Here is a 25770-nt window from a genome sequence, read left to right on the forward strand (position 1 = left end):
ACTTCGGTTCAAACTCGGATGTTCTTTTGAGTATTGAAGTACAAGCCAAGTAGTAAAAATAGCATAGCGATTAAACGAAAGAGTTTGATCCTGGCTCAGATTGAACGCTGGCGGCATGCTTTACACATGCAAGTCGAACGGCAGCACGGACTTCGGTCTGGTGGCGAGTGGCGAACGGGTGAGTAATACATCGGAACGTACCCAGTAATGGGGGATAACTATCCGAAAGGATAGCTAATACCGCATACGCCCTACGGGGGAAAGAGGGGGATCGCAAGACCTCTTGTTATTGGAGCGGCCGATGGCTGATTAGCTAGTTGGTGAGGTAAAGGCTCACCAAGGCGACGATCAGTAGCGGGTCTTAGAGGACGATCCGCCACACTGGAACTGAGACACGGTCCAGACTCCTACGGGAGGCAGCAGTGGGGAATCTTGGACAATGGGCGCAAGCCTGATCCAGCAATGCCGCGTGCGTGAAGAAGGCCTTCGGGTTGTAAAGCGCTTTTGTCTGGGAGCAAATCCTTGTGGCTAATACCCACCGGGGATGAGAGTACCAGAAGAATAAGGACCGGCTAACTACGTGCCAGCAGCCGCGGTAATACGTAGGGTCCAAGCGTTAATCGGAATTACTGGGCGTAAAGCGTGCGCAGGTGGTTTGTTAAGCACGATGTGAAATCCCCGAGCTCAACTTGGGAATTGCATTGTGAACTGGCTAACTAGAGTACGGCAGAGGGGGGTGGAATTCCACGTGTAGCAGTGAAATGCGTAGAGATGTGGAGGAACACCGATGGCGAAGGCAACCCCCTGGGCTGATACTGACACTCATGCACGAAAGCGTGGGGAGCAAACAGGATTAGATACCCTGGTAGTCCACGCCCTAAACGATGTCAACTAGTTGTTGGGCTTTTCGGAGCTTAGTAACGCAGCTAACGCGTGAAGTTGACCGCCTGGGGAGTACGGTCGCAAGACTAAAACTCAAAGGAATTGACGGGGGCCCGCACAAGCGGTGGATGATGTGGATTAATTCGATGCAACGCGAAAAACCTTACCTGGTCTTGACATGTACGGAATCCTTGAGAGATCGAGGAGTGCCTTCGGGAACCGTAACACAGGTGCTGCATGGCTGTCGTCAGCTCGTGTCGTGAGATGTTGGGTTAAGTCCCGCAACGAGCGCAACCCTTGCCATTAGTTGCTACCATTCAGTTGAGCACTTTAATGGGACTGCCGGTGACAAACCGGAGGAAGGTGGGGATGACGTCAAGTCCTCATGGCCCTTATGACCAGGGCTTCACACGTCATACAATGGTCGGTACAGAGGGTCGCTAACCCGCGAGGGGGTGCCAATCTCACAAAACCGATCGTAGTCCGGATTGCACTCTGCAACTCGAGTGCATGAAGTCGGAATCGCTAGTAATCGCGGATCAGCATGTCGCGGTGAATACGTTCCCGGGCCTTGTACACACCGCCCGTCACACCATGGGAGTGGGTTTCACCAGAAGTAGGTAGGCTAACCGCAAGGAGGCCGCTTACCACGGTGGGATTCATGACTGGGGTGAAGTCGTAACAAGGTAGCCGTAGGGGAACCTGCGGCTGGATCACCTCCTTTCAAGAGAAAGACCTGCGGGTCAAGTACTCACACTCATCGGCTGTAGAATTTGAAGATACAGAGAAAGTAACTGCGAGATGAAGCAATTGATCTCAGGGTTACGGACTTGGTTGGAAGCTGGGTCAGTAGCTCAGTCGGTTAGAGCACCGTCTTGATAAGGCGGGGGTCGCTGGTTCGATTCCAGCTTGACCCACCACTTACCTGTAAGTGGAAACAGCTTAGTAATGCCAGATTGGGGGATTAGCTCAGTTGGGAGAGCACCTGCTTTGCAAGCAGGGGGTCGTCGGTTCGATCCCGTCATCCTCCACCACACCTTGCGGCGAGCACTGTGCAAACAGTGGTGCAGCAAAAAAGTCACTGTCAAGAATTTAGAATTCAGTCAATAGACGGATCGGTAGTTGGGGTTCGGGTTGTTGATTTTGTTCTGGTTTCTTAAATCAGACCCACACAGCAATGTGTGACTGTATCGTTCTTTAACAAAATAGAAGAAGTAATATCTCCTAATTAAACAATGTGAAAACAGGGTGACTTGTTTTTACAGTAATAAATTGGGTTGATTGTATCTGCTGATGTAAAAGTCAGCCGTTGAATAGCGTGAGAAACTATTCAACAAGTCGTAAATACGAAACTCTGACCAAGAGTACGGTAAAACGTGTTTGAGGTTATAGGATCAAGCGAATAAGTGCATCTGGTGGATGCCTTGGCGATGATAGGCGACGAAGGACGTGATAGCCTGCGATAAGCGTGGGGGAGCTGGCAAAGTGCTTTGATCCCACGATTTCCGAATGGGGAAACCCGGCCCTTTTGGGTCATCCTTGACTGAATACATAGGTCATGTGAAGCGAACGCGGTGAACTGAAACATCTAAGTAACCGCAGGAAAAGAAATCAACCGAGATTCCCAAAGTAGTGGCGAGCGAAATGGGAAGAGCCTGTACGTGATAGCAGTCGTGTTAATAGAACGGAATGGAAAGTCCGGCCATAGTGGGTGATAGCCCCGTATATGAAAACACAATTGTGGTACTAAGCGTACGACAAGTAGGGCGGGACACGAGAAATCCTGTTTGAAGATGGGGGGACCATCCTCCAAGGCTAAATACTCATCATCGACCGATAGTGAACCAGTACCGTGAGGGAAAGGCGAAAAGAACCCCGGGAGGGGAGTGAAATAGAACCTGAAACCGGATGCATACAAACAGTGGGAGCGGACTTGTTCCGTGACTGCGTACCTTTTGTATAATGGGTCAGCGACTTACGTTCAGTAGCAAGCTTAACCAAATAGGGGAGGCGTAGGGAAACCGAGTCCGAATAGGGCGCATAGTTGCTGGGCGTAGACCCGAAACCAAGTGATCTATCCATGGCCAGGATGAAGGTGCGGTAACACGCACTGGAGGTCCGAACCCACTAACGTTGCAAAGTTAGGGGATGAGCTGTGGATAGGGGTGAAAGGCTAAACAAACTTGGAAATAGCTGGTTCTCCTCGAAAACTATTTAGGTAGTGCCTCATGTATCACTGACGGGGGTAAAGCACTGTTATGGCTAGGGGGTCATCGCGACTTACCAAACCATGGCAAACTCTGAATACCGTCAAGTGCGAGCATGGGAGACAGTCCTGGGGTGCTAACGTCCTGGGACAAGAGGGAAACAACCCAGACCGCCGTCTAAGGTCCCAAATGATCAATTAAGTGGAAAACGAGGTGGGAAGGCATAGACAGCCAGGATGTTGGCTTAGAAGCAGCCATCATTTAAAGAAAGCGTAATAGCTCACTGGTCGAGTCGTCCTGCGCGGAAGATGTAACGGGGCTCAAATTGATAACCGAAGACGCGGATATGTACGATGTACATATGGTAGAGGAGCGTTCTGTAAGCCTGTGAAGGTGTCTTGAGAAGGATGCTGGAGGTATCAGAAGTGCGAATGCTGACATGAGTAGCGATAAAGGGGGTGAAAAGCCCCCTCACCGAAAACCCAAGGTTTCCTGCGCAACGTTCATCGGCGCAGGGTGAGTCGGCCCCTAAGGCGAGGCAGAAATGCGTAGTCGATGGGAAACAGGTTAATATTCCTGTACTTGGTATAAGTGCGATGTGGGGACGGAGAAGGTTACCTCAGCCAACGGTTGGAAGAGTTGGTTTAAGCGTGTAGGTGTGTGGCTTAGGCAAATCCGGGCTGCTTTAACACTGAGGCGTGATGACGAGTCTACTTGTAGACGAAGTGAGCGATACCCTGCTTCCAAGAAAAGCCACTAAGCTTCAGCTTATATTGAACCGTACCGCAAACCGACACAGGTGGGTAGGAAGAGTATTCTAAGGTGCTTGAGAGAACTCGGGAGAAGGAACTCGGCAAATTGACACCGTAACTTCGGGAGAAGGTGTGCCTCTAGTAGGTGAAGGTGTACAACCGGAGCCCAATGAGGCCGCAGAGAAATGAGGGCTGCGACTGTTTATCAAAAACACAGCACTGTGCTAACACGAAAGTGGATGTATACGGTGTGACGCCTGCCCGGTGCTGGAAGATTAAATGATGGGGTGCAAGCTCTTGATTGAAGTCCCAGTAAACGGCGGCCGTAACTATAACGGTCCTAAGGTAGCGAAATTCCTTGTCGGGTAAGTTCCGACCCGCACGAATGGCGTAACGATGGCCCTACTGTCTCCTCCCGAGACTCAGCGAAGTTGAAGTGTTTGTGAAGATGCAATCTCCCCGCTGCTAGACGGAAAGACCCCGTGAACCTTTACTGTAGCTTTGCATTGGACTTTGAAGTGGTTTGTGTAGGATAGGTGGGAGGCTTTGAAGCTGGAACGCTAGTTTCAGTGGAGCCGTCCTTGAAATACCACCCTGACCCCTTTGAGGTTCTAACCTTGGTCCGTTATCCGGATCGGGGACCGTGCATGGTAGGCAGTTTGACTGGGGCGGTCTCCTCCCAAATTGTAACGGAGGAGCTCGAAGGTCGCCTAGGTACGGTCGGACATCGTACTGATAGTGTAATGGCAAAAGGCGGCTTAACTGCGAGACCGACAAGTCGAGCAGGTGCGAAAGCAGGACATAGTGATCCGGTGGTTCTGAATGGAAGGGCCATCGCTCAACGGATAAAAGGTACTCCGGGGATAACAGGCTGATTCCGCCCAAGAGTTCACATCGACGGCGGAGTTTGGCACCTCGATGTCGGCTCATCACATCCTGGGGCTGTAGCCGGTCCCAAGGGTATGGCTGTTCGCCATTTAAAGTGGTACGTGAGCTGGGTTCAAAACGTCGTGAGACAGTTTGGTCCCTATCTGCAGTGGGCGTTGGAAGTTTGAGGGGGGCTGCTCCTAGTACGAGAGGACCGGAGTGGACTGACCTCTGGTGTACCGGTTGTCACGCCAGTGGCATTGCCGGGTAGCTAAGTCGGGAATAGATAAGCGCTGAAAGCATCTAAGCGCGAAACTAGCCTCAAGATGAGACTTCCCTAGGTCTTTAAGACCTCTAAAGGATCGTTCGAGACCAGGACGTTGATAGGTCGGGTGTGGAAGCGCAGTAATGCGTTAAGCTAACCGATACTAATTGCCCGTGAGGCTTGATCCTATAACCTGAGACGCGTTAAGCGACTGATGGTATAATCGACCCAATACAAGTTAAGAGATATGAGATCAGTTGATGAGTGTAGCGAGTCAACTGATTGTTAAGACTTCTTCTATTTCGAGTGATTGTGAAGCGAAAGCGCACAGTTAACTCACCCAGTTTTGTCTGGTGACCATAGCGAGGTGGTCCCACTCCTTCCCATCCCGAACAGGACAGTGAAACGCCTCAGCGCCGATGATAGTGCGGATAGCCCGTGTGAAAGTAGGTCATTGCCAGACTCCCCTAAAGAAAGCCCAGCTCCATCGAGCTGGGCTTTTTGCTGTGGTGCCTGAAATTTAATCATAATCCCGATATTTGATATGAATGGCAACGCAGAAATCTGCTTCATTTTGTGTTATTGTAATTAATGAATGTCTAATTTAGTGGGTCAAATTATGCGGAATATTTCGCTATTTATTGTTGCAATGACTGCTGTTGCATTTTCCCTATCTGCACAAGCTCAAGTTTATAAGTGGGTTGATAGTACTGGCCGAGTGGTTTATTCCGATCAGCCCCCGCCAGCAGGTAGCGGGAAAGCGAAGACGGTGAATGTGAAAGATACCGCAGTGACTAGCGTAGCTAGCCCAAAAAAGCAGGAAGCTTCTACGGCTTCGGCTGTTGCAGTGAAACCAGCTTCTGCCGTAGCGACTGCTAAACCTCCCCGCGATGAAGCTGCGTGTGCTGCAGCTGAAAAACGACTCTCTTTCTTGGTAAATGCTAAACTCTATAAGGAATTCCCCAATGATAAGGGCCAAGTAGAGTTTTTGCCTGAAGATAAGAAAAAGCAAGAGATCGCTGAGAAAAAGGCTTATATCGAGAAAAGCTGTAAATAAAATCGAGATGTAAAAAGGTGCTTAATGTTAAGCGCCTTTTTTATTAATCATACTAATCTGAGTTATTGCCAGTTGCCTCGTAACTCCCGCACTTTTGCTTCTAATATTTTACGATCCGCCATGCTCGGTTCAATGGGTTGATCAATAATAACGCCAATTTTGGTGAAGAGGCGCTTCGGCATTTTCATCATGGCTTTGCCATCTTTTCGGCTAAAGAAGCTGCCCCATAACCCTTGAAGTGCCATCGGAATGACTGGTACTGGGGTGTCGCGTAAAATACGTTCGATCCCGGGCATGAATTTATTCATTTCACCATTTTTGGTAATGCGGCCTTCTGGGAATATCACAATTAAATCGCCAGCGCGCAATCCTTCCGCAATATCTACAAAAGCCTTTTCCAGTAGCTGTGGGTCTTCTTTTTGCGTGGCAATTGGAATGGTGCGAGTACTGCGGAAAATAAATTTAAGCAGGGGGATATTGTAGAATTGATAATCCATTACAAAACGCACCGGTCGACGAATAGAGCCCGCAATCACTAGTGCATCCATGAAGCTCACGTGATTAGAAACGATGACGCTTGCGCCTGTAGCTGGGATGTTGTCTAGCCCAGTTTTATTTACGCGATAGAGGGTGTGCGTAATAATCCAAACCATAAATCGCATCAAAAACTCTGGAATTAAAGTATAGATATAGATCGCGACCAGAATATTCATGATGGCGACGATCAATAACAAAGCTCTAAGTGATACGCCGCTATTGAGTAATACAATGCTCATGATTGAGCCTACAACCATAAACAGCGAATTCAAAATATTATTGGCAGCAATCGCGCGTGAGGTGAATTCGCGTTCTGTTCTGGCTTGGATTAGTGCGTAAAGTGGCACAATAAAAAAGCCGCCAAAAACGCCAATCAGGAGTATGTCGGCTAGAACCCGCCAGTGTTGCCATTCATAGAAGAACCCTGGGAGGGTATAGCTCATTGCACCTAATGATGCAGTTGCAAAGTAAAGGTCAATCCCAAAGAGCGACAGCCCAATTGAGCCAAAAGGCACTAGCCCTAATTCGATTTGGCGACCCGATAATTTTTCACACAGCATTGAGCCCAAGCCTACGCCCAGTGAAAAAGTCGCCATGATGAGCGTGTAAACATCGGCATCGCCATGCAGTACTGATTTAGCAAAATCAGGAAACTGCGTTAAATAAATAGCACCGAAAAACCAGAACCAAGATATACCAAGTAAGCAATTAAACACGGTTTTGTTCTGTTTGACATGCCGAATAATTGAAAACGTTTCGCCTAAAATATTCCAGTTTAATTTCAGATCAGGCGCGGTAGGTGGCGCTGATGGCATGGCACGACTGCTGAAATAACCAATGATTGCGACAGCCACGCAGGCAAATACGATTAAGTTTTCACCTGTGTCGCCAATTTGAACGATAACAGTACCCGCAATTTGCCCCAGCAAAATCGCAATGAAGGTGCCCATTTCAATAAGGCCATTGCCGCCGAGCAGCTCCTGCTCTTTGAGGTATTGTGGCAAGACGGAATATTTGAGCGGACCGAATAGTGCTGAATGCACTCCCATCAAAAATAAGCAGCTCATTAATAGGGTTGCGTTATGCCAGATAAACCCCAGACCCGCCGTAACCATAATGGCAATTTCTAATATTTTGATCCAGCGAGCTAGCAACGCCTTATCGTATTTTTCTGCCAGTTGCCCCGCTAAAGCGGAGAACAGAAAAAAGGGCAGCATAAAAATACCAGCACTTAAATTCACAATCGTTTGTGCATTCATGCCTAGCATGGTTAAACCATGAAAAGTCACCAAGACCAGAAACGCATTTTTGAATAAATTATCGTTGAACGCGCCAAAAAATTGCGTCAAAAACAATGGCAAAAATCGGCGCTGCTTAAACAGGTCAAATTGATTTTCTTGGTGGGTATGCGGCATAAAATGAGCTCTTGAACGATTGATGCAAAGTCTAATCGATGGTCTGCTTTGCGACTACCTTTTGTTGTGGGAATTGTATTTAAAACCATGGCGCATTTTGCCGCTAGTCGGCATGTTGCAGATGCACATCTCTTTAGTGCCTATGTTGTCAGCAATAGCGCATGAAAGAGGTGAATCATGCAAACCCAAGAATTCTTCGCGGCCCTATGGCGCGATTATGTGATGCTTGCCCCACAAGCAGACGCTATTCGAGCGCTGTTTGGCGCTGAACGAGTCGTTAATGATCATGTCGCTTTTCGTACCTTTGCGCATCCTGCAATCAGTATTGCGGTATTAGAGCAGCCCTTACTCGAAATGGGTTATCGGCGTGATGCGCCGTATTCATTTTCAGACAAACATTTGAGCGCATGGGGTTATGTGCCGGCGGTGCCAGGCGAACCGCTCATTTTCCTGAGTCAATTGCATTACGATCAGTTGCCTAATCTTGCCGCCGACATAATCGAAGAACTATTAGCGCATTTAAGCCACCCAACCGTAACGGGCGCCGAGGTGTTTTATTCGGGGCGACATTGGCCGCAGCTCAATCGCGAACAATATCAAACATTGGCGAGCGTGAGTGAGTATGCAGCATGGTTGGCGGTGCATGGTTTTCATGCGAATCATTTCACCATTGCAGTACACACCCTAGGGGTATCGATTCAGAATGTCGTTAGCAAAATTGTTAGCGAGGGATACCCTATGAATGAAGCTGGTGGGTTGATTAAAGGAACGCCAGATGATCTCTTGGTGCAGGCCGCCACTATGGCTCCCAATATCGAGATTGAACTGGCGGATGGTCAATGTTTGGCAGTGCCGGGTTGTTATTACGAATTTGCGCAGCGCTATGTTGATGAACGCGGCGAGTTGTTCCAAGGTTTTGTAGCCAATAATGCGAATCGAATTTTTGAATCAACTCATCGTACCAACGACATGATGAGTTAAATCTTTGCAGCGAGGAGGCCACGATGACAAGCGCAACTCCCGTCACGATTATCGGCGCAGGGAAAATCGGTGGCAGTATCGCCAAATTACTGGCCTTTACCCAAGATTATCAAGTCACGGTGCTAGATACTCAGCTCAGCGCGCTTGAGCATTTATCACGCTGTGCGCCGGTCATCACTCACCATCTTGCGCCGCACGATTCACTGCGTGATTTGTTGCTAGACCAACACGCAGTCATTGCTGCGACGGCGTTTGATCAAAATGCGAGCATTGCATTGGCCGCACTTGAAGCTGGGGTGAGCTATTTTGACCTCACCGAAGATGTCGCGACCACGCTGGCCATCCGCAAAATTGCCAAATCAGCCAAAGCAGGGCAAATCTTTATGCCGCAATGTGGATTGGCCCCGGGCTTTGTCGGCATCCTTGCACACGATATGGCGCAGCGTTTTGATCGGGTCGATACCGTCAAAATGCGGGTGGGTGCCTTACCGCAATACCCCAGCAATGCAATGAAATACAACCTCACTTGGTCAACTGATGGATTGATTAATGAATATTGCAACCAGTGTGAGGCGATCAAACACGGCCGCGCAATCTTGGTGCAAGCGCTGGAAGGCTTAGAGCATTTCTCGCTCGATGGGCTGGAATATGAGGCATTCAATACTTCTGGCGGGCTAGGGACTTTATGTGAAACCTGGGCCGGGCAGATTGCCAATATGGATTACAAAACCGTGCGCTATGTGGGGCACCGCGATTTAATGGATTTTGTGATCAATGGCCTGAAAATGGGGGCAACACCGGAAAAAAGACAGCAGCTCAAATATATTCTGGAAGAGTCTGTACCCATTACTTTTCAGGATGTGGTGCTGATTTTTGTCACTGCTTCGGGCCAGATTAACGGCCAATTTAGGCAGATCACCGATGCGCGCAAAATTTACCACTGCGAACTTTTTGGCGAATTATGGAGTGCGATTCAACTGACCACCGCTGCATCTGCTGCCGCGGTGCTGGATATGCATTGCCGCGGGATGTTGCCTACGCAAGGCTTTGTCGCCCATGACACCGTTAAATTGCCTGATTTTCTCGCTAATCGCTTCGGGCAGTACTACGCCATAGATCGCTATGCGCAGGAGGTGCCCGTATGACGGATGCGAATCATCGGGCCGAAAATGCGCCCCCTTATCAATTAAATGATGTGCTCAAACCACTGCAATTGAATGATCTTCGTCGAGATGGGGTTTGGGCCAGTAGCATTATTAATGGGTTGGCAAACTTTCATTCGGATTTTCATTTGCATGGTCAACGTGAGCTATCTAGCCCGATAGATTGTGTTTCGCATGGTCGCCTAGGGTTTGCAAATCAGCAGGATGTGGAATACGCCGTAGCAGCTGCGCACGCGGCCTTTCGTGAATGGCGTTTGTGGCCTGCGCCCAAGCGTGGGCAGGTGATCAAGGCCATTGCTGAGTCTGTGACGCAGCATAAGCAAGCATTGGCACGGCTAATAGTGCTAGAAGCAGGAAAAATTGAATCCGAAGCTTTGGGTGAAGTGCAGGAGTGGATCGATTTATGCGATTTGGCCGTAGGGCAGTCACGCCAATTGCACGGGCTGGTGATTGCGAGCGAGCGCTTTGAACATCAGTTGCTAGAACAGTGGCATCCGCTCGGTGTGGTGGGGGTCATTAGTGCATTTAATTTTCCAGTGGCAGTTTGGGCTTGGAATGCCATGCTGGCCCTGGTTTGCGGCAATGCAGTGATTTGGAAACCATCCGAAAAAACACCGCTGTGCGCCCATGCCAGTGTGCAGATCGTGTTGGACGTGCTCAAGCGTATGGATGCACCGCTGGGCTTGATGCAATTAGTGCAAGGCGATCATCAAGTTGGGCAGGCGCTGGTGAAAAATCAAAAGGTAGCGCTGGTTTCTGCTACCGGCTCCTGTCGTATGGGGCAGCAGGTCGCGCAGCAAGTGGCCGCTAGATTGGGGCGCAGCCTGCTGGAATTGGGTGGGAATAATGCACTGATTTTGGCTCCCAGTGCGCGGCTGGATATGGCATTGCGAGCCATTGTGTTTGCGGCGGTAGGCACCTGTGGGCAGCGCTGCACCAGTTTACGCCGCCTGATTGTGCATGAGTCGCTCCTGGACGAGGTCTGCTCGCGGTTGCCGCAGATTTATGCCAGCCTGAAAATTGGTGATCCGCGCGAGCCTGACACTTTGCTTGGCCCACTTATCGATGGTATTGCGCTGCAATCAATGAAAGAAAAGATTGAGGAGGCAATACTTGCCGGGGGTATTTTACTGTCGGGCGGGCAGGTCATTGTGGGGGTGCCAGTGGGGCATTATGTGCAGCCCACTCTGATACGCATGCCAATGCAAACCGCGCTGATGTATGAGGAAACCTTTGCGCCCTTGCTATTTATTGTGCCGTATAGCAATTTGATGGAGGCCATTGCAATCAATAATGCAGTGCCGCAAGGTTTGTCGTCGGCGATATTTACCCAAGATCAGCGCGAAGCCGAGTTATTTATGAGTGCTGTTGGCTCGGATTGTGGACTGGCTAATGTAAATGTGGGCACCAGCGGGGCGGAAATCGGCGGGGCTTTTGGTGGAGAAAAAGCGACGGGCGGCGGGCGCGAATCGGGCTCGGACGCGTGGAAAAATTATATGCGACGCAGTACCAATACCATCAATTACTCACAAACCTTGCCGCTGGCTCAGGGCGTGAATTTTGATGTCAATCCGCGTGGCGAATCCGATCGTTGAGCGCTAAGCCTGCGTCGAAGTCGGGAGATGAGCGGCCCCGCGCCGTCACGATTATAATTGCGGCCATTTCCTACGATATTACCTATTCATGAATCCCGCGCTCGATCCCTACCTTTTTCTTGAAGACAGTCACAGCGAGCAAGCACAGCACTGGCTAGCCGCGCAAAACGCGAAGACTAGCGCGCAGCTCGACGATGACCCGCGCTTTGCGACTATGGCCGCATCCATCTTGGCCAATATGCAGGATCAAGGGCAGATCCCCTATTTTTCAATGCATGGCAACGTCTGTTTTAACTTTCACCAAGATGCACAGCATATTCGGGGTATCTATCGCTCTTGCCATATTGATCAATACACTGCGGGCAATACCCAGTGGCAAACTTTGCTTGATCTTGACGCGCTGGCGCAGCAAGAGCAGGTAGATTGGTTTTTGAATGGCGTCGATCATTGCACTTTGGCACCGCATCGCTGTTTGCTCAGTTTGAGTATCGGCGGCGGTGATGCTTGTGTGATTCGGGAATACGATTTAGCCGCGCAAAGCTTTGTTGCTGATGGGTTTGCATTTCCATATAGCAAAACACAGGTGAGCTGGCGCGACCCCGATAGCGTGTTTGTTTGCCCCGCGTGGGATGAAGATCAAGTGACGCACACAGGGTATTCGCGCGAGGTGGTGCTGCTGCGGCGTGGGCAAAGCTGGGCAGAGGCGGCATCAATGCTGGTTTTACCCGAGACCGTGTTCAAAGTATCGGCTTGGCGTTTTCTCGATGGTGATCGCAGTGTATTGGATATGGTGCAGGTTTCGCAGGATTTTTACCGTAAAAGCTATTTTCATCTCAATGCTGATCAAGCCGAACTGGCCGAGCCCCAGTATCTGGCGCTCCCTAGCCGCGCCAGCATTGAAGCCTACAGTCATGGCGATTTGATTATTCATTTGCACGCAGACTGGCGCTACGGCGAGCAAGACCACGAGCAAGTATTCCCCGCCGGCAGTGCGATAGCCTTGGCGTGTGATCCAGTTTCTGCTGCCTTGGGCCGTGCCGAGTTGCTGTTTGCACCGAATGCGACGCAGTCCTTGCAAATGATCGAGGCGACGCTCAATGGCGTGCTTCTGATTATTCTAGATAATGTGACAAGTCGCATAATAAGTTTTATCCATGATGGCAATACATGGCAAAACATCCCAAATGCCATTGCCAGTGATGGGGTCATTGAAATTGTGGCGCAGCCGTGGCGCAGCGATGTGCTGTATTTTAATTTCAGCAATTTTCTGAGCCCAGCCCGCTTGCAGCGCTATGAACTTGGTGCGCAGACCACGCCAATGACTTTGCGGCAGCAACCTGATGCGTTTAATGCGGATGAACTCACGGTCGCGCAATATCGCGCGATCAGCACAGATGGTACGGCGATTCCGTATTTTGTGGTGCACCGCAAAGACCTGCGCTTTGATGGCAGAAATCCAACCTTGCTCTACGGCTATGGCGGCTTTGCCGTGCCCATCTTGCCGTATTACTTGGATAATCTGGGCAGTCAGTGGCTTAGCGCTGGTGGGGTGTATGTGCTGGCAAATATTCGCGGTGGCGGCGAATTTGGCCCCGCATGGCATGAAGCCGCGCGCGGCGCCAAGCGACAAACTAGCTTTGCTGACTTTATCGCCGTCGCGAAGGATTTGATCGCGCGACAAATCACCAGCGCAGCCCACTTGGGGATTGAAGGGGGTAGCAACGGCGGCTTATTGGTCGCCAGCTGTATGGTGCAAGCGCCCGAGCTATTTGCCGCCGTCGTCTGTGAAGTCCCTATTTTAGATATGTTGCGCTTTGATCAACTGGGGGCGGGTAGTAGCTGGATCGCGGAGTATGGCAATCCGCAGGTCGAGAAAGATGCCGCCTACCTTGGGGTATATTCACCTTATGCAAATATTAAAAAACATAGTGAGCAACACTACCCTAGGGTATTGATTACGACCAATCTCAATGATGATCGAGTCCACCCCGCGCATGGGCGGAAAATGGCGGCCAAGCTGCAAGATTTGGGGCACGAAGTCCTGTTTTATGAGGCCGAGCAAGGCGGGCACACTGGGCAACAAGGGCAGCGTCAAACCGCACACGATTTAGCACGTGTTTTGCTCTTTTTACGCCAAACATTACAATGAGTTTCCACTTATTTTGCCTGCCAAAGACATGGAATTTCACATCACCCAAGCTGGGTATTTGTTTTTCCTAGACGTGTTATTGCCGACCTTGGTGCTCGCCAGCTTGCTGGGTTTTCTGATTTATATTGTTTGCGCCCGACTGGTTTATGACCATTTGCGTGAAAACTATCACGATGCATTGCCTCAAAAGATGAGCATGGCTTTTGGGGATGCCGAAGACTCAGGTGGTGGCTATATCGCGGCGCTGTGGTATGCAGCCAGAACTGGCAGTTGGAAAAGGATACAGTGCAATACCTGGCGTAGGATGTTTATTGCCACGCAATCGATCGGCTCAATCACCGGGATTTGCGTCACTGTATTGTGCTTATCATTCTTATTCCCGCTCAAGCCATAACAGCAATATCAGCAGCACAGATGACTAGTAAGTTATGTTGCTGATGTATTATGTTGATAGGCAGAGAACGGCCAGTAGCAGTCATAATCATACGGGTGAGCGCTATGAGTCCAGTTAATGTTGATGAATGGTTAAATGAAATACTCTCTAGGGATGCAATGACGTTTGAGGAGGCATACTGGGGAGAAAGGCCACCAGCGAATGAAGCTGTGCCAAGAATACTTCAGGCACTAACTGCCCCTTTAGACTCATATACAAGAGGTAAGCTCATAGAACTTCTGGGGGAGTGTGAAGATTTATCCGTGCTCCATGTTCTCGAAAAAGAGCTATTAAGCCCTGATGAATCCATGCAATTCTGGGCAAGCTTAAGTATCGATGCACTCAATAGTCTTGCCCCGTGGCAGAAAAGTTCAACGTAACTATAGTCACCGAGTATGTCATTCCGGCCAAGCCCTTCGGCGCAGATGAATTCGTAGGTTAGCGTCTACAATTCAAAACGGCCAACGACTGCTTTGGGTCCAGACTGTGTAAAAACGCGGAGACAGGCAAAGCCTACTTCACCTACGCTACCGTTTTTTGCGTTCCCACGGCCATTTTTTTCTCAAACTTAGCCGCAGGTAGTGACAAATAAAAGCCTTTCAGGCCCTCATTGCCACCATCAGGTTTTCTATTCCTACAATCTTCATTACCCGCTTCATGTTGTACGCCAGGATATGCAAACTCATCTCTGTTCGGACATGCTCCAAGCCTTTGGTGAGGAAATGTGTTGCGCCCATCCATTCCTTTAAAGTGCCAAACGGATGCTCGACCGTTGATTTCCTGATTCGCATGGCATCGGGCATTTGGTCCAGTCGCGTTTGCATCTCATCCAAAATATCTTCATGCTCCCAGCGGGTGACGCGCCGATTATTGCTTGGTGTGCATTGCGCCTTTAAATGACAACCTTGGCAGTTTGAACTCCAGTACCTATGCAGCGTCAATCCCTTTTCAACGGTGGTAAATCGCCAAATGAGTCGTTGATTTGCAGGGCACTGATATTCATTGATCTGCGCGTCATAAATGAAATCGGATTTATCAAATCGGCCTTCTGCATTCGCGCCGGAGGTCTTGCATTTAGGAACGATGGCGCTAATCTGGGCTTCATCGCAAGCCTGAATTTCTTCGCTTTTAAAATAACCGCGGTCTGCAATCGCGGTGAGCGTCTCAACCGCCATTGCCGTTTTGGCTTGTTGCGCCATCTTGCTCAGTTGCGAACGGTCTGAGCCCTCGTTGTTCACATCATGTGCAACAATCAAATGGTTTTTGGTATCCACCGCCGTTTGCACGTTGTAACCAACGATGCCATTCCCTCGCGATTTCATGGAGCGAGCATCAGGGTCGGTCTGTGATATTTGCTTATCGGGTGTTTGGTTCAGCGCTACTTCAATCGTTTGCAACTCCGCCATCTTGGTTTTTAAAGCCGCGATTTTATTCTGCAAGCGTTCAGAGTTTACCGCCGCAGTAGCGGGCTCTTGGCGGTCTGCAGTATCCAGTGCGTTAAGATAACGCTGAATGCTGCTTTCAATTTCTTCCCTACGACGTTGTAGTTTAGCGCTGGTGAAGTTGCGGTCTCGATTGTTGACCGCTTTGAATTTACTACCATCGACCGCGATGATGGCTTCGGTGAATAAACCGAGTTGCTGGCAGAGTAATACGAATTGGCGGCAGACTTTGATGATGGCCTTGCCATTGTCTTTGCGGAAGTTGGCGATGGTTTTGAAGTCGGGGGTTAATTTGCCACTGAGCCACATCAGTTCAACGTTGCGCTGGGCTTCGCGCTCCAAGCGACGACTCGATTGAATGCGGTTCAAATAGCCGTAAATGTAAATCTTGAGCATCACGCTGGGGTGATATGCAGGTCGTCCCGTAATGGCTGGCGCGACACCGTCGAAACCAAGTTGAGCTAGATTGAGCTCATCGACAAAAACATCAACCACGCGCACTGGATTCGCTTCGGAAATGTAGTCATCAAGGCATTCTGGGAGCAAGGTAGTCTGCGTTCGGCTCTCGCCTTCGATAAAGCGTTTCAAAACAAACACCTCGTACCGTAGTCATGGCAAAATCATACTACAAGGTGCGTTTTTACACAGTCTGGGTCGAATGCTGCCCTCGAACTTCGTCATTTTCAACGCTAGCAAAGCCGAATCATGCGATTCGGCTTTTTGCTGGGTATTGGCATGTAGTCTATTGATTGATTGATCTTCGGCCATATACCCTAGCGACTAGTTTTAAGTAGATTAAGCAGGGCATCTGCATCCAATTTGCCGCTGGCGTCGCCGCCTTCGAGGAGTGAATCGGCCAGGTCGCGTTTATTGTGGTGCAGCGCGACGATTTGTTCTTCGATCGTGCCTTCGGCGACGAGGCGGTAAATGGTGACGGGTCTTTGCTGGCCCATGCGGTGTGCGCGATCCGAGGCTTGGTCTTCGACCGCAGGATTCCACCACGGGTCGAGGTGAATGACATAGTCAGCCGCGGTTAGATTTAGCCCCGAGCCGCCTGCTTTCAGACTAATCAGGAAAATATCGCCGACACCGGCCTGAAAATCATTCACCGCTTTTTGCCGCTGCTTGATTGGCGTGCTGCCATCTAGATATTGGTAGCTAATGCCTTTGCTATCGAGCCAGTCGCGCACGATGGCGAGATGGTCGACAAACTGGCTAAACACCAAGGCTTTGTGATTGTTGTCGAGCAGCTCTTCGGCAATTTCGGCAAAGGCGATCAGCTTGCTACCGGCTAGCTGGCTGTCTTTCATCACCAGGCGTGGGTTGCAGCAGAAGCGGCGCAATTTGGTAATTTCGGTGAGTACTTGCAGCGGTTTATTGCCCTCATCGGGGCGCATACTGTCGATGCGCTCGACCGCTTGCTGACGTAGCGCTTCGTATAAATGTAGCTCTTCACTCGATAGCGCGACTTTGTGCGTGATTTCGGTGCGCGCTGGCAGCTCGGTCAGCACCTGTGATTTGGTTCGGCGCAGCATAAAGGGCTGGATCAATTTGCGTAATGCCAGCTTGGCGTGCTTCGCGTCGCTTTGGCCGTCTTCGATTGGCTGCGCGAAGCGTTTTTTAAAGCGTTCCTGCGAGCCGAGCAGGGCGGGGTTGATAAAGCGAAATAGATTCCATAATTCGCCCAGATGATTTTCCATCGGCGTGCCGGTGGCGATCATTTTGAAATCGGCATTGAGCGCCATCGCGCTTTGGCTACGACGGGTTTGGCTGTTTTTAATCGCCTGTGCTTCATCCAGCACGACGGTATGCCAGTGGACGTTGGCAAAGCTTTCGGCTTCTTGCTGAAACAGGCCGTAGCTCACGACGACCAAATCAAATGGTGACAAGTCACTTAAATTGCGATCGCTTTGGAAATTGCGAATATTGAGTGTCGGCGCAAATTTGGCCGTTTCAGCCTGCCAGTTGATCGCTACCGATGTTGGGGCAACGACAAGGGCTGGGCCGTTGGGCGCGCGTTCGAGCAGTAGCGCCAGCGTTTGCACTGTTTTACCCAAGCCCATATCGTCGGCCAAACACGCGCCTACGCCCCAATGTGCCAGCCGCGACAGCCATTGAAAGCCTTCGAGCTGGTAATCGCGCAGCGTGGCTTGCAGCGTGGAGGGCACTTTGGGCTGGTGTTGTGCCAGACTATCGAGCTTGGCCAAATGGGCTTGCCATGCGCGGTCGGTTTCGACTTCGCCCGCTTCGCTGGCCAGATCGGCCAAGGCGCTGCTGGCGAGCAAATTGAGCTTGATCCCATCGCTGCCATTGGGTTCGCCCAAGGCGCGCAGTTCTTCGAGGCGACGGCGCAGATTGTCGGTGAGCGCCAGATAATCGTGCTCGCCCAGCGAAATAAATCGCCCCGGCGCATCATCGAGCAAAGACAGCAACTGACGCAATTGCAGTACTTTACCGTCGTCGAGCGTGATTTCGCCGTTAACGACAAACCAATCGCCTTGCTGCTTGATGCCCAGCTTCATTTGACCCATGGTGCGCGAGCCTTTCAGGCGGAATCGCTCGCCCTCGGGCCAGACCAGCTCGACGATGCCGGCAGGCATGTCGCGCAATTGGGCGAGTAATTCCAAACTGAGCTCGGGCGAGCCCAATTGCCAGTCGTTGCCATCCTTCATATCCCGTTCGGCATCGGCCAGCGCCGTGCAGTAATTGAGCACGTGTTGATGAGCCGCTTTTTCGGCTGCTAAATCGCGTTGCGCCTGCACTGTTTTGCCGTCGAGTTCACCCAATACATTGGCCGCGCCTTTGCCGGGGATAAACCAGCCACTTTCTGCTAATGGGCGCACCAAAAATTGCAGCCGCAAGCCGGTTTCGATCGGCAATAAATGCGCAAAAATGACCGGATTGGCCGCGATGCTGTCGATGTGGGCTGATAATTCGGGTAAATCGGAATGGATCGTAATATGCGGCGCAATGGCGGTGATGGCTTCAACGAGCTGCGGTTTGGCCTCAGAAGGCACGGTAAGGCCTTTGCCCAAAATGCCCGCAATTTGCGTCACATCAGGCGTGACTTGATACACCGCGAGGCGCGTTGGCGTTTCCTTTTGCCAGATCACGTTCGCGCCCTGCGTGATATGGGGGGCGAGCTTGAGCGAGATTTTGCCCGCGCTTTCTTTCAGGTGTAGTGTCACTTCGCCAGCGACAATGTCGATCCGTATATCGGGCGCATCGCTCCAGTACACATGCGGGTGGTTGATCAGGTCGGGTAGTGCGGCTTCACCATCTAGGGTATAGCCGCTATCGCCATAATAATTATAGTCTACAGCGATATACCGGCAAATTTTGCGGTCTTGCTCGCTCAGGTAAGTCAGCGTCGGGTCGCCCTGCATAAGTCGCTTGAGGGCCACGGCTCGGCCTTTGCTCCAAACGCCTTTTGCGCTGATCTTTTGCTCACGCGGCTCTAGCAAAACGCCGCCAGCGCCAGCGGTAAGTTGCCACGCCAGCCGAATGCTGGCCGCCGATGCGGCGCTGGGGGCTTTGTTAAATTGACTCAAAGCGCTCAGCGCACGTTGCCAGACGGGCTCGAGTTTGACCAGATCGATTAGCGGCTTCAGTTGTCGTTCACTGTGCCAATCGGGGGTCGCCCAATTCGTGCCATAGGCGCGATCGAGCAGTTGCGCGAGTTCTTCATGCACCCATGGATATTCTTGCCATTGAGCCAGTAATTGCTCCAAGGGGGCCTGCCATTGGGCATCGAGCTCTTGCTCTTGCCAAAACAGCAGTAGCAAATCGAAAAAGCCATGCAGCCCCAAGGCCGCGGGGGGGAGGTGATGCACTTGCGGCGAGGCGGGGATTTGCGTGGCGAGTTGTTTTACCCAGGGTAGGTGAATATCGTAAATCGCCGAATAACGCGCTTTATCGCCCGCTTCAAATTGCGTGAGCAAAGCCGCTAGATATTCACCGTTATTCGGTTCAGCAAATAGCGCCGCGCTGAAGAAAACCCCGCCGAGGCCGCCGATGGCAACTTTGCGTTTATTGGTGATTTTCTTAATCCCTGCGATGAGCTCTTGGCCGATGCGAAAGCACTTGTTGTGATTGCCCTGAATTGCGGCAAGGACAATCGCGATTTCGGCCTGTGGCTCCACTTCCATCGCCTGATAAAACAACTGAATATGCGCCAAATCGCCGCGGAAAATCGCCTGCCAGCACAGGTATTCGGCCAACTCAGGCGATTGCTGAAAACGATCATTAAAGTGCGCGCGTGCGTAATTATATTGCGCGCTGGCGGGCAATAATCCGCTGTAGGCATAGTGCAGATAATCGGTGAGCAGTGCGGTTTGCGTTTGCGCGCTGGCCAGCTCAAATAGATTTTTAGCCTGCGGCTGAAATAGCTGGTAAGCGGGGTGGCGTAGCAGGGCTTCTGGGCTCATGCCCACCGTGCTCATTTGATACAGTGCCTGCCCGCAGGCGTGGACATCGTCGCTGAGTACTGCTTGCAGTGCGCGATGAGCCCAAGCGCGCTGGCTGCCAGATTCCCACGGCTGGATCGTGGGCTGGTGCTTGCGCGTGACATTGAGCCAAGTTTGCAGTGTGCCTGCATGCTTGAGGTGTAACAGCACGGGCCACAGCCATGCTGAATCAATCTCGAAGCCTTGTATCGCGGCGGATTTGATGACTTTTTTCACCATCAAGCGCGCCATGCCATTTTTCAGCGATTCAATATCAAAATGAATATCAGACGGCGCTTGTGCGTCGTGAACGATGCTAAATAATCGCGTTTGCCCCAAGCCCATGCCATAGCAGGCAAAGGCCGCCAGCAAAGGCCAATCTTCGGTTTCTATCGCTGTTAAATCAACTTCATTGATGCCCGCAATCGGATTGCTCATTAATGTAACTCGTTAATCAATTCTTTAATTCGCACTGCGCGCATCGCGCTCTCAGGCCAATTGCCCTCGATCCGCAATTTGTCTTGTCCGGCCAGTTTGTAATTTTTCTTGGTCTGAATCAGCGAAATAATCTTCATTGGATCGACCGTCGTTTTGGGCAGGAAATGCACAATAATCGCGTTATCTGCCGCGTCGATTTTGCTAATACCCAAGGGGCCAGCGAGCATACGCAAGCGATGGCAGTCGAGCAGCACTTTGGTCGCATCAGGCAGCAAACCAAAGCGGTCGATCATTTCTTGATGAATGTCGTTCAGCTCGTCCGTGTTTTCTACGCTGGCAAGGCGTTTATACAGGCTTAAACGCTCGTTCACATCGGGGCAATATTCATTCGGTAATAGCGCCGGTGCGTGCAGATTGATCTCGGTTGTCACGCCCAATGGTTGCGACAAATCAGGCTCTTTGCCCGCTTTGAGCGCTTTAACTGCTTGCTTGAGCATTTGCGAGTAGAGCGCAAAACCGATTTCCTGCATTTCGCCCGATTGAGAATCGCCCAGTACTTCACCTGCACCGCGAATTTCCAAGTCATGCATCGCCAAATAAAAGCCCGAGCCCAAATCTTCCATCATCTGAATGGCTTCAAGGCGTTTTTTCGCGTCTTTTGAAATGCCGTCCACATCGGGAACGAGCAGGTAGGCATAAGCTTGGTGATGACTACGGCCTACGCGTCCGCGCATCTGGTGCAATTGTGACAGACCAAATTTATCGGCGCGGTTCATCAAAATGGTATTGGCGTTCGGGATGTCGATGCCGTTTTCGATGATGGTGGTACACAGCAGCAAGTTAAAGCGCATCTGGTTAAAGTCGCGCATCACATGCTCCAGATCAGTCGGGCGCATCTGGCCATGGGCGACGCCGATGCGTGCTTCGGGCAGCAATAGCGCGAGTTTTTCGCGCATGTTTTCGATGGTTTCGACTTCATTGTGCAAGAAGAATACTTGCCCGCCGCGCTTGAGTTCGCGCAACACCGCTTCGCGGATAATGCCGTCAGAAAATTTAGCAACGAAAGTTTTTACCGCCAGGCGCTTATTCGGCGCGGTGGCAATGACCGAGAAATCACGCAAGCCTTCCAAACTCATCGCCAAAGTACGCGGAATTGGCGTAGCGGTGAGGGTGAGTACATCCACATTGGCGCGCAGCGCTTTGAGCTGCTCTTTCTGGCGTACGCCAAAACGGTGCTCTTCGTCGATAATCACCAGCCCTAATTTGGCAAATTCAACATCGGGCTGCACGAGTTTATGCGTGCCAATCACAATGTCGACCGAGCCGTCGGCCAAGCCTTTGAGCGCCGCGGCAGTTTCCTTGCCAGAGCGGAAACGCGACAGCTCGGCGACTTTGATCGGCCAGTCGGCAAAACGATCAGCAAAGTTTTGATAGTGTTGTTCCGCCAATAGCGTTGTCGGCACGAGTACGGCGACTTGTTTGCCGCCCGCGACGGCGCAAAACGCGGCGCGCAGTGCGACTTCGGTTTTACCAAAGCCCACATCACCGCAAACCAGCCTATCCATCGGTTGTGTGGTGCGCATATCGATCAAGACTGCTTCAATCGCGGCGGCTTGATCGGCGGTTTCTTCAAAGCCAAAACCAGCGGCAAAGGCCTGATAGTCGTGATGGCTCCACTCAAAAGCATGGCCCTGACGGGCTGCGCGGCGCGCGTATAGATTGAGCAATTCGGCCGCAGTATCGCGCACTTGTTCAGCCGCTTTACGTTTGGCTTTTTCCCATGTACCTGAGCCAAGTTTGTGGACGGTCACACCTTCAGTTGAGCCGCCCGAATAGCGCGAAATAACGTGTAATTGGCTGACGGGTACATAGAGCTTGTCGCCGCCTGCATATTCGATCAGCAAAAGTTCAGTGTCGCCATCGCCCAAATCCATCGACGTTAAACCCATATAACGGCCAATGCCGTGGGCTTCATGGACGACGGGGTCGCCGATTTTGAGCTCTGACAGATCGCGCAGCATGGCGTCGGTATTGCTGCGTTTTTGCTGCTTTTTGCCGCGCGACTGAATGACCGCTGGGTAAAGATCAGCCTCGGTGATGACGGCCAATTGCTCGTCTTGCCAGACAAAACCACGAAAAATGGGCGCAGCAATTAGCTGGATTTTCTGTTTGCTATCTTTGGCGTCAAGCCAGTTGTCGACGAGTTCAGGTTTGAAACCATATTCGGCGAAAAATTGCGACATTGTTTCGCGTCGACCGAGACTTTCGGCGACCAGCAAGATCCGTCCCGGATAATGCGTCGCAAAGTCGGTGAGCTTGGTGATTGGATTGTCACTGCGGCGATCAACGTCCAGCGCGGGCAGTGGCTGCGTGATGCTGCTTGTGCCTTGGGTTAATTCAATCCGGCGATATTGCTTGAGGTGGCCAAATAATAAATCGGGCGCCAGAAATAGATCCCGTGGCGGTAGGAGCGGGCGATCTTTATCGCCAATGTTAAGCTTGTGCCGATCGGCAATATCTTGCCAGTATTGCTCTGCAGCGCTTGCTAAGTCGCCATGTAGGGCTAATACCCCATCTGTAGGGAGGTAATCAAAGAGGGTTGCAGTCGCGTCGAAAAATAGCGGCAGGTAATACTCAATCCCGGCTGGAATAATGCCATTGCTGACGTCTTTATAGAGCCGCGCATTCGTTGGTGCGCCTTCAAAAACTTCGCGAAAACGCTGGCGAAATTTGGTTTTTCCGGCGTCATCAGTCGGAAACTCGCGTGCGGGCAGCAGGCGAATTTCGGGTACAGGATACAGGCTGCGCTGGGTGTCGACGTCAAAGGTGCGGATGGTTTCGATTTGATCGTCAAAGAGGTCAATCCGGAAAGGTAGCGTGCTACCCATCGGGAATAAATCTATCAATCCGCCGCGAATTGAAAACTCACCCGGCCCGTAGACTTGTGTAACGTGGTTGTAGCCCGCAAAAGCCATATCAGCGCGCAGTTTCTCTGCGTCGAGTTTTTCGCCTTTTTTCAGGAAAAAGGTGGTGCCGGTCAAAAATTCAACAGGGGGCAAGACGCCCATCACGGTTTGTAGCGGTACGACCAAGACATCTGCCGCGCCTTGCCTTACTTGCCACAGCGCGGCGAGTCGTTCGCTAATCAGGTCTGAGTGGGGCGAAAAATGATCGTAGGGCAGGGTTTCCCAGTCGGGAAGTTGAATGACATTTTTTTCGGGCAGGAAAAAAGCCATTTCATCTTTGATCCGTGATGCTTCCTGCGCACTGGCGGAAATGACCACCAGCAACTTAACTTGGCTTGCATATTCGGCCAGTAAACGTGCATCACCCGAGCCGTGAGGCGTAGCGATTTGTAGGCGTTCTGAATTATTGGCGGTTGCGCGGGGTAGGGCTGGTAGCGTCATCATGCAATATCAGGTTAAGGTTTGCTGTGATTATATCAGGCTCTGTTTCATAGCTGAGCGCGATGGCACTATTTAGGTGTATTGCGATGTATATCGATAGGTGTTTTATGAATAATTGCTTTTGTAGATATACCTGGTGCTGGTATTGGATCGGGAGAGGGTATTTTTACGTGGAGATGTTGTGTGATATCCATCAGATAAAGAATGCTCGCGCTCGAATAATTAGATCAAGCTGAATGTTAAATTTAGCTTTATATGGCGGGGTATAGCTGCATCGAGTGTTATTGATAGCAAATATTCGCGATTGGGCTTAAGTCCAGTTTGGGCTAGAATAGTGGACTTTAATTGTTATCAATGTGCTGATTGCTGTTGTTGATGTTTTACAGCTCAGTCTTATGGAGTTCCGAATGCATTCGTCCAGCCTTATCCAAGATCTGCAAGCCCGTGGCTTGATCGCCCAATGTACCGATCAAGCAGCCTTGACTGAACTATTGGCCAAAGAGTCTGTGACCTTGTATTGCGGCTTTGATCCAACCGCAGATAGCTTACACATTGGTTCCTTGGTGCCCATTTTAGTACTGAAACGTTTCCAGCAGTTTGGTCACAAGCCGATTGCTTTGGTGGGCGGGGCGACAGGTATGATTGGTGACCCGAGCTTTAAAGCGACTGAGCGCAAGCTCAATACCCCTGACATTATTGCGACATGGGTTGAAAAAATCCGTGCTCAGGTCTCACCATTTTTGAGCTTCGAGGGCGATAATGCGGCGATTATGTCAAACAATTACGATTGGTTTGGCGGCATGGGTGCATTGGAGTTTTTGCGCGATATTGGGAAATATTTCTCGATTAACCAAATGATCAAAAAAGAGGCGGTGCAGCAACGTATCGCGCGTGAAGATCAAGGCATTTCATATACTGAATTTTCATACAGCCTATTACAAGGCTATGACTTTACCGAGCTCAATAAGCGCTTTGATTGCAAATTGCAGATTGGTGGCTCAGATCAATGGGGCAATATCACTGCAGGTACTGATTTGACGCGTCGCCTTAATCAGCAGCAGGTGTTTGGTTTGACTTTGCCTTTGGTGACCAAGTCGGATGGTACTAAGTTTGGCAAGACAGAAACTGGAACGATTTGGCTTGATGCGAAGAAAACTTCGCCATACGCTTTTTATCAATTTTGGCTCAATAGTGCCGATGCGGATGTTTATCAATTCCTGCGCTACTTTACCTTCCTGAGCCCCGCTGAGATTGATGCAATTGAAGAGGCTGATAAAATCAGCGGCAAAAAACCTGAAGCTCAGCGTATTTTGGCCGACCATGTGACTGCGATTGTGCACGGTGAGGGTGCTGTAGAGGCCGCTCAACGTATTAGTCATAACCTATTTAGCGATAGTTTGGCGGCATTGACGGAAAATGACTTCGAACAATTGGCGCAAGATGGCATGCCAAGTATCCAGTTGGATAAAGCGGCTAATCAGTTAATTGATACTTTAGTTGCCGGCGGTTTGGCAAAATCAAAATCAGAAGCCCGCACCTTTATTCAAGGTGGTGGCGTTATCGTGAATGGCCAAAAAGTTGATAGCTTGGAATATGTTTTTGGCGCTGCTGATCGTTTGTTTGATCGCTACACATTGCTTCGTCGTGGTAAGAAAAATTACGTGTTGGTATGTTGGAATTGATCTTCCTTGATCAATGACGGTAGACAATAAAAAAACCCGCCGAAGCGGGTTTT

General features: G+C 50.7%; 12 protein-coding genes, 2 tRNA genes and 3 rRNA genes. 13 read left to right on the forward strand and 4 right to left on the reverse strand.

What is annotated here, in order from left to right; genetic code table 11:
- Positions 1 to 72 precede the first annotated feature (72 nt).
- The 6 genes from HQ393_RS03875 to HQ393_RS03900 all read left to right on the forward strand — a co-directional run bounded on the left by HQ393_RS03875 (position 73) and on the right by HQ393_RS03900 (position 6030).
- Positions 73 to 1606: ribosomal RNA gene (locus tag HQ393_RS03875) — 16S ribosomal RNA — on the forward strand.
- 119 nt (positions 1607 to 1725) lie between these two features.
- A tRNA-Ile gene (locus HQ393_RS03880) sits at positions 1726 to 1802 on the forward strand.
- A 38-nt stretch (positions 1803 to 1840) separates the two neighbouring features.
- Positions 1841 to 1916 (forward strand) — tRNA-Ala (locus HQ393_RS03885).
- A gap of 358 nt (positions 1917 to 2274) precedes the next feature.
- Positions 2275 to 5161 (forward strand): 23S ribosomal RNA (locus HQ393_RS03890).
- Between the two features lie 161 nt (positions 5162 to 5322).
- A 5S ribosomal RNA gene (gene rrf, locus HQ393_RS03895) occupies positions 5323 to 5436 on the forward strand.
- Together the 16S, 23S and 5S rRNA genes with 2 tRNA genes alongside form the textbook arrangement of a ribosomal RNA operon.
- A 132-nt stretch (positions 5437 to 5568) precedes the next feature.
- The gene (locus tag HQ393_RS03900) at positions 5569 to 6030 is read left to right on the forward strand and encodes a DUF4124 domain-containing protein (RefSeq protein WP_179357543.1); all 462 of its coding nucleotides are present in this window, start codon (positions 5569 to 5571) and stop codon (positions 6028 to 6030) included.
- Positions 6031 to 6092: 62 nt separating this feature from the next.
- On the opposite strand, the gene HQ393_RS03905 is transcribed toward HQ393_RS03900, so the two are convergent.
- Positions 6093 to 7982: an MFS transporter gene (locus HQ393_RS03905; RefSeq protein WP_179357544.1), complete on the reverse strand. Its 1890-nt coding sequence runs from the start codon at positions 7980 to 7982 to the stop codon at positions 6093 to 6095.
- Positions 7983 to 8159: 177 nt separating this feature from the next.
- On the opposite strand from HQ393_RS03905, the gene HQ393_RS03910 reads away from it, so the two are divergent.
- The 6 genes from HQ393_RS03910 (at position 8160) to HQ393_RS03935 (ending at position 14683) form a co-directional block, all read left to right on the forward strand.
- Positions 8160 to 8963, forward strand: a complete 804-nt coding sequence (locus HQ393_RS03910) for a DUF1338 domain-containing protein (RefSeq protein WP_179357545.1) — start codon at positions 8160 to 8162, stop codon at positions 8961 to 8963.
- A 23-nt stretch (positions 8964 to 8986) separates the two neighbouring features.
- Positions 8987 to 10108 carry a saccharopine dehydrogenase family protein gene (locus tag HQ393_RS03915; RefSeq protein WP_179357546.1) on the forward strand — a complete coding sequence of 374 codons (1122 nt, stop codon included), beginning with the start codon at positions 8987 to 8989 and terminating at the stop codon, positions 10106 to 10108.
- A complete protein-coding gene (gene amaB, locus HQ393_RS03920; RefSeq protein ID WP_179357547.1) occupies positions 10105 to 11721 on the forward strand; it encodes an L-piperidine-6-carboxylate dehydrogenase in 1617 nt (538 codons plus the stop codon). Before HQ393_RS03915 ends, amaB begins: the two co-directional genes overlap by 4 nt.
- An 88-nt stretch (positions 11722 to 11809) precedes the next feature.
- Positions 11810 to 13870, forward strand: a complete 2061-nt coding sequence (locus tag HQ393_RS03925) for a prolyl oligopeptidase family serine peptidase (protein ID WP_179357548.1) — start codon at positions 11810 to 11812, stop codon at positions 13868 to 13870.
- Between the two features lie 28 nt (positions 13871 to 13898).
- Positions 13899 to 14264, forward strand: coding sequence for a hypothetical protein (locus tag HQ393_RS03930; RefSeq protein ID WP_179357549.1), 366 nt, complete (start codon positions 13899 to 13901; stop codon positions 14262 to 14264).
- Positions 14265 to 14368: 104 nt separating this feature from the next.
- A complete protein-coding gene (locus HQ393_RS03935; protein ID WP_179357550.1) occupies positions 14369 to 14683 on the forward strand; it encodes a hypothetical protein in 315 nt (104 codons plus the stop codon).
- A gap of 219 nt (positions 14684 to 14902) precedes the next feature.
- On the opposite strand, the gene HQ393_RS03940 is transcribed toward HQ393_RS03935, so the two are convergent.
- The 3 genes from HQ393_RS03940 to mfd all read right to left on the reverse strand — a co-directional run bounded on the left by HQ393_RS03940 (position 14903) and on the right by mfd (position 24038).
- Complete coding sequence (locus HQ393_RS03940) at positions 14903 to 16333, reverse strand: IS1182 family transposase (protein WP_179357551.1); 1431 nt, start codon at positions 16331 to 16333, stop codon at positions 14903 to 14905.
- Positions 16334 to 16518: 185 nt separating this feature from the next.
- Entirely contained in the window at positions 16519 to 20628 is a 4110-nt protein-coding gene (locus tag HQ393_RS03945; RefSeq protein ID WP_179357552.1) for a DEAD/DEAH box helicase, read from the reverse strand.
- Positions 20628 to 24038 (reverse strand): transcription-repair coupling factor, encoded by a 3411-nt coding sequence (gene mfd, locus HQ393_RS03950; protein ID WP_179357553.1) that lies wholly within the window; start codon positions 24036 to 24038, stop codon positions 20628 to 20630. The genes HQ393_RS03945 and mfd overlap by 1 nt, the downstream gene beginning before the upstream one ends.
- 404 nt (positions 24039 to 24442) lie before the next feature.
- Between mfd and tyrS the strand changes: the two genes are divergently transcribed.
- Entirely contained in the window at positions 24443 to 25717 is a 1275-nt protein-coding gene (gene tyrS, locus HQ393_RS03955; RefSeq protein ID WP_179357554.1) for a tyrosine--tRNA ligase, read from the forward strand.
- Positions 25718 to 25770: the final 53 nt, after the last annotated feature.

Source organism: Chitinibacter bivalviorum, assembly GCF_013403565.1.
GTDB lineage: Bacteria > Pseudomonadota > Gammaproteobacteria > Burkholderiales > Chitinibacteraceae > Chitinibacter > Chitinibacter bivalviorum.

Bases quoted from the DNA above. Each gene is read 5' to 3' on its own strand.
- HQ393_RS03900 (WP_179357543.1), top strand. From the start codon at position 5,569: ATGTCTAATTTAGTGGGTCAAATTATGCGGAATATTTCGCTATTTATT.
- HQ393_RS03930 (WP_179357549.1), top strand. From the start codon at position 13,899: ATGGAATTTCACATCACCCAAGCTGGGTATTTGTTTTTCCTAGACGTG.
- HQ393_RS03910 (WP_179357545.1), top strand. From the start codon at position 8,160: ATGCAAACCCAAGAATTCTTCGCGGCCCTATGGCGCGATTATGTGATG.
- amaB (WP_179357547.1), top strand. From the start codon at position 10,105: ATGACGGATGCGAATCATCGGGCCGAAAATGCGCCCCCTTATCAATTA.
- HQ393_RS03915 (WP_179357546.1), top strand. From the start codon at position 8,987: ATGACAAGCGCAACTCCCGTCACGATTATCGGCGCAGGGAAAATCGGT.
- HQ393_RS03935 (WP_179357550.1), top strand. From the start codon at position 14,369: ATGAGTCCAGTTAATGTTGATGAATGGTTAAATGAAATACTCTCTAGG.
- HQ393_RS03905 (WP_179357544.1), bottom strand. From the start codon at position 7,982: ATGCCGCATACCCACCAAGAAAATCAATTTGACCTGTTTAAGCAGCGC.
- mfd (WP_179357553.1), bottom strand. From the start codon at position 24,038: ATGATGACGCTACCAGCCCTACCCCGCGCAACCGCCAATAATTCAGAA.
- tyrS (WP_179357554.1), top strand. From the start codon at position 24,443: ATGCATTCGTCCAGCCTTATCCAAGATCTGCAAGCCCGTGGCTTGATC.
- HQ393_RS03925 (WP_179357548.1), top strand. From the start codon at position 11,810: ATGAATCCCGCGCTCGATCCCTACCTTTTTCTTGAAGACAGTCACAGC.
- HQ393_RS03945 (WP_179357552.1), bottom strand. From the start codon at position 20,628: ATGAGCAATCCGATTGCGGGCATCAATGAAGTTGATTTAACAGCGATA.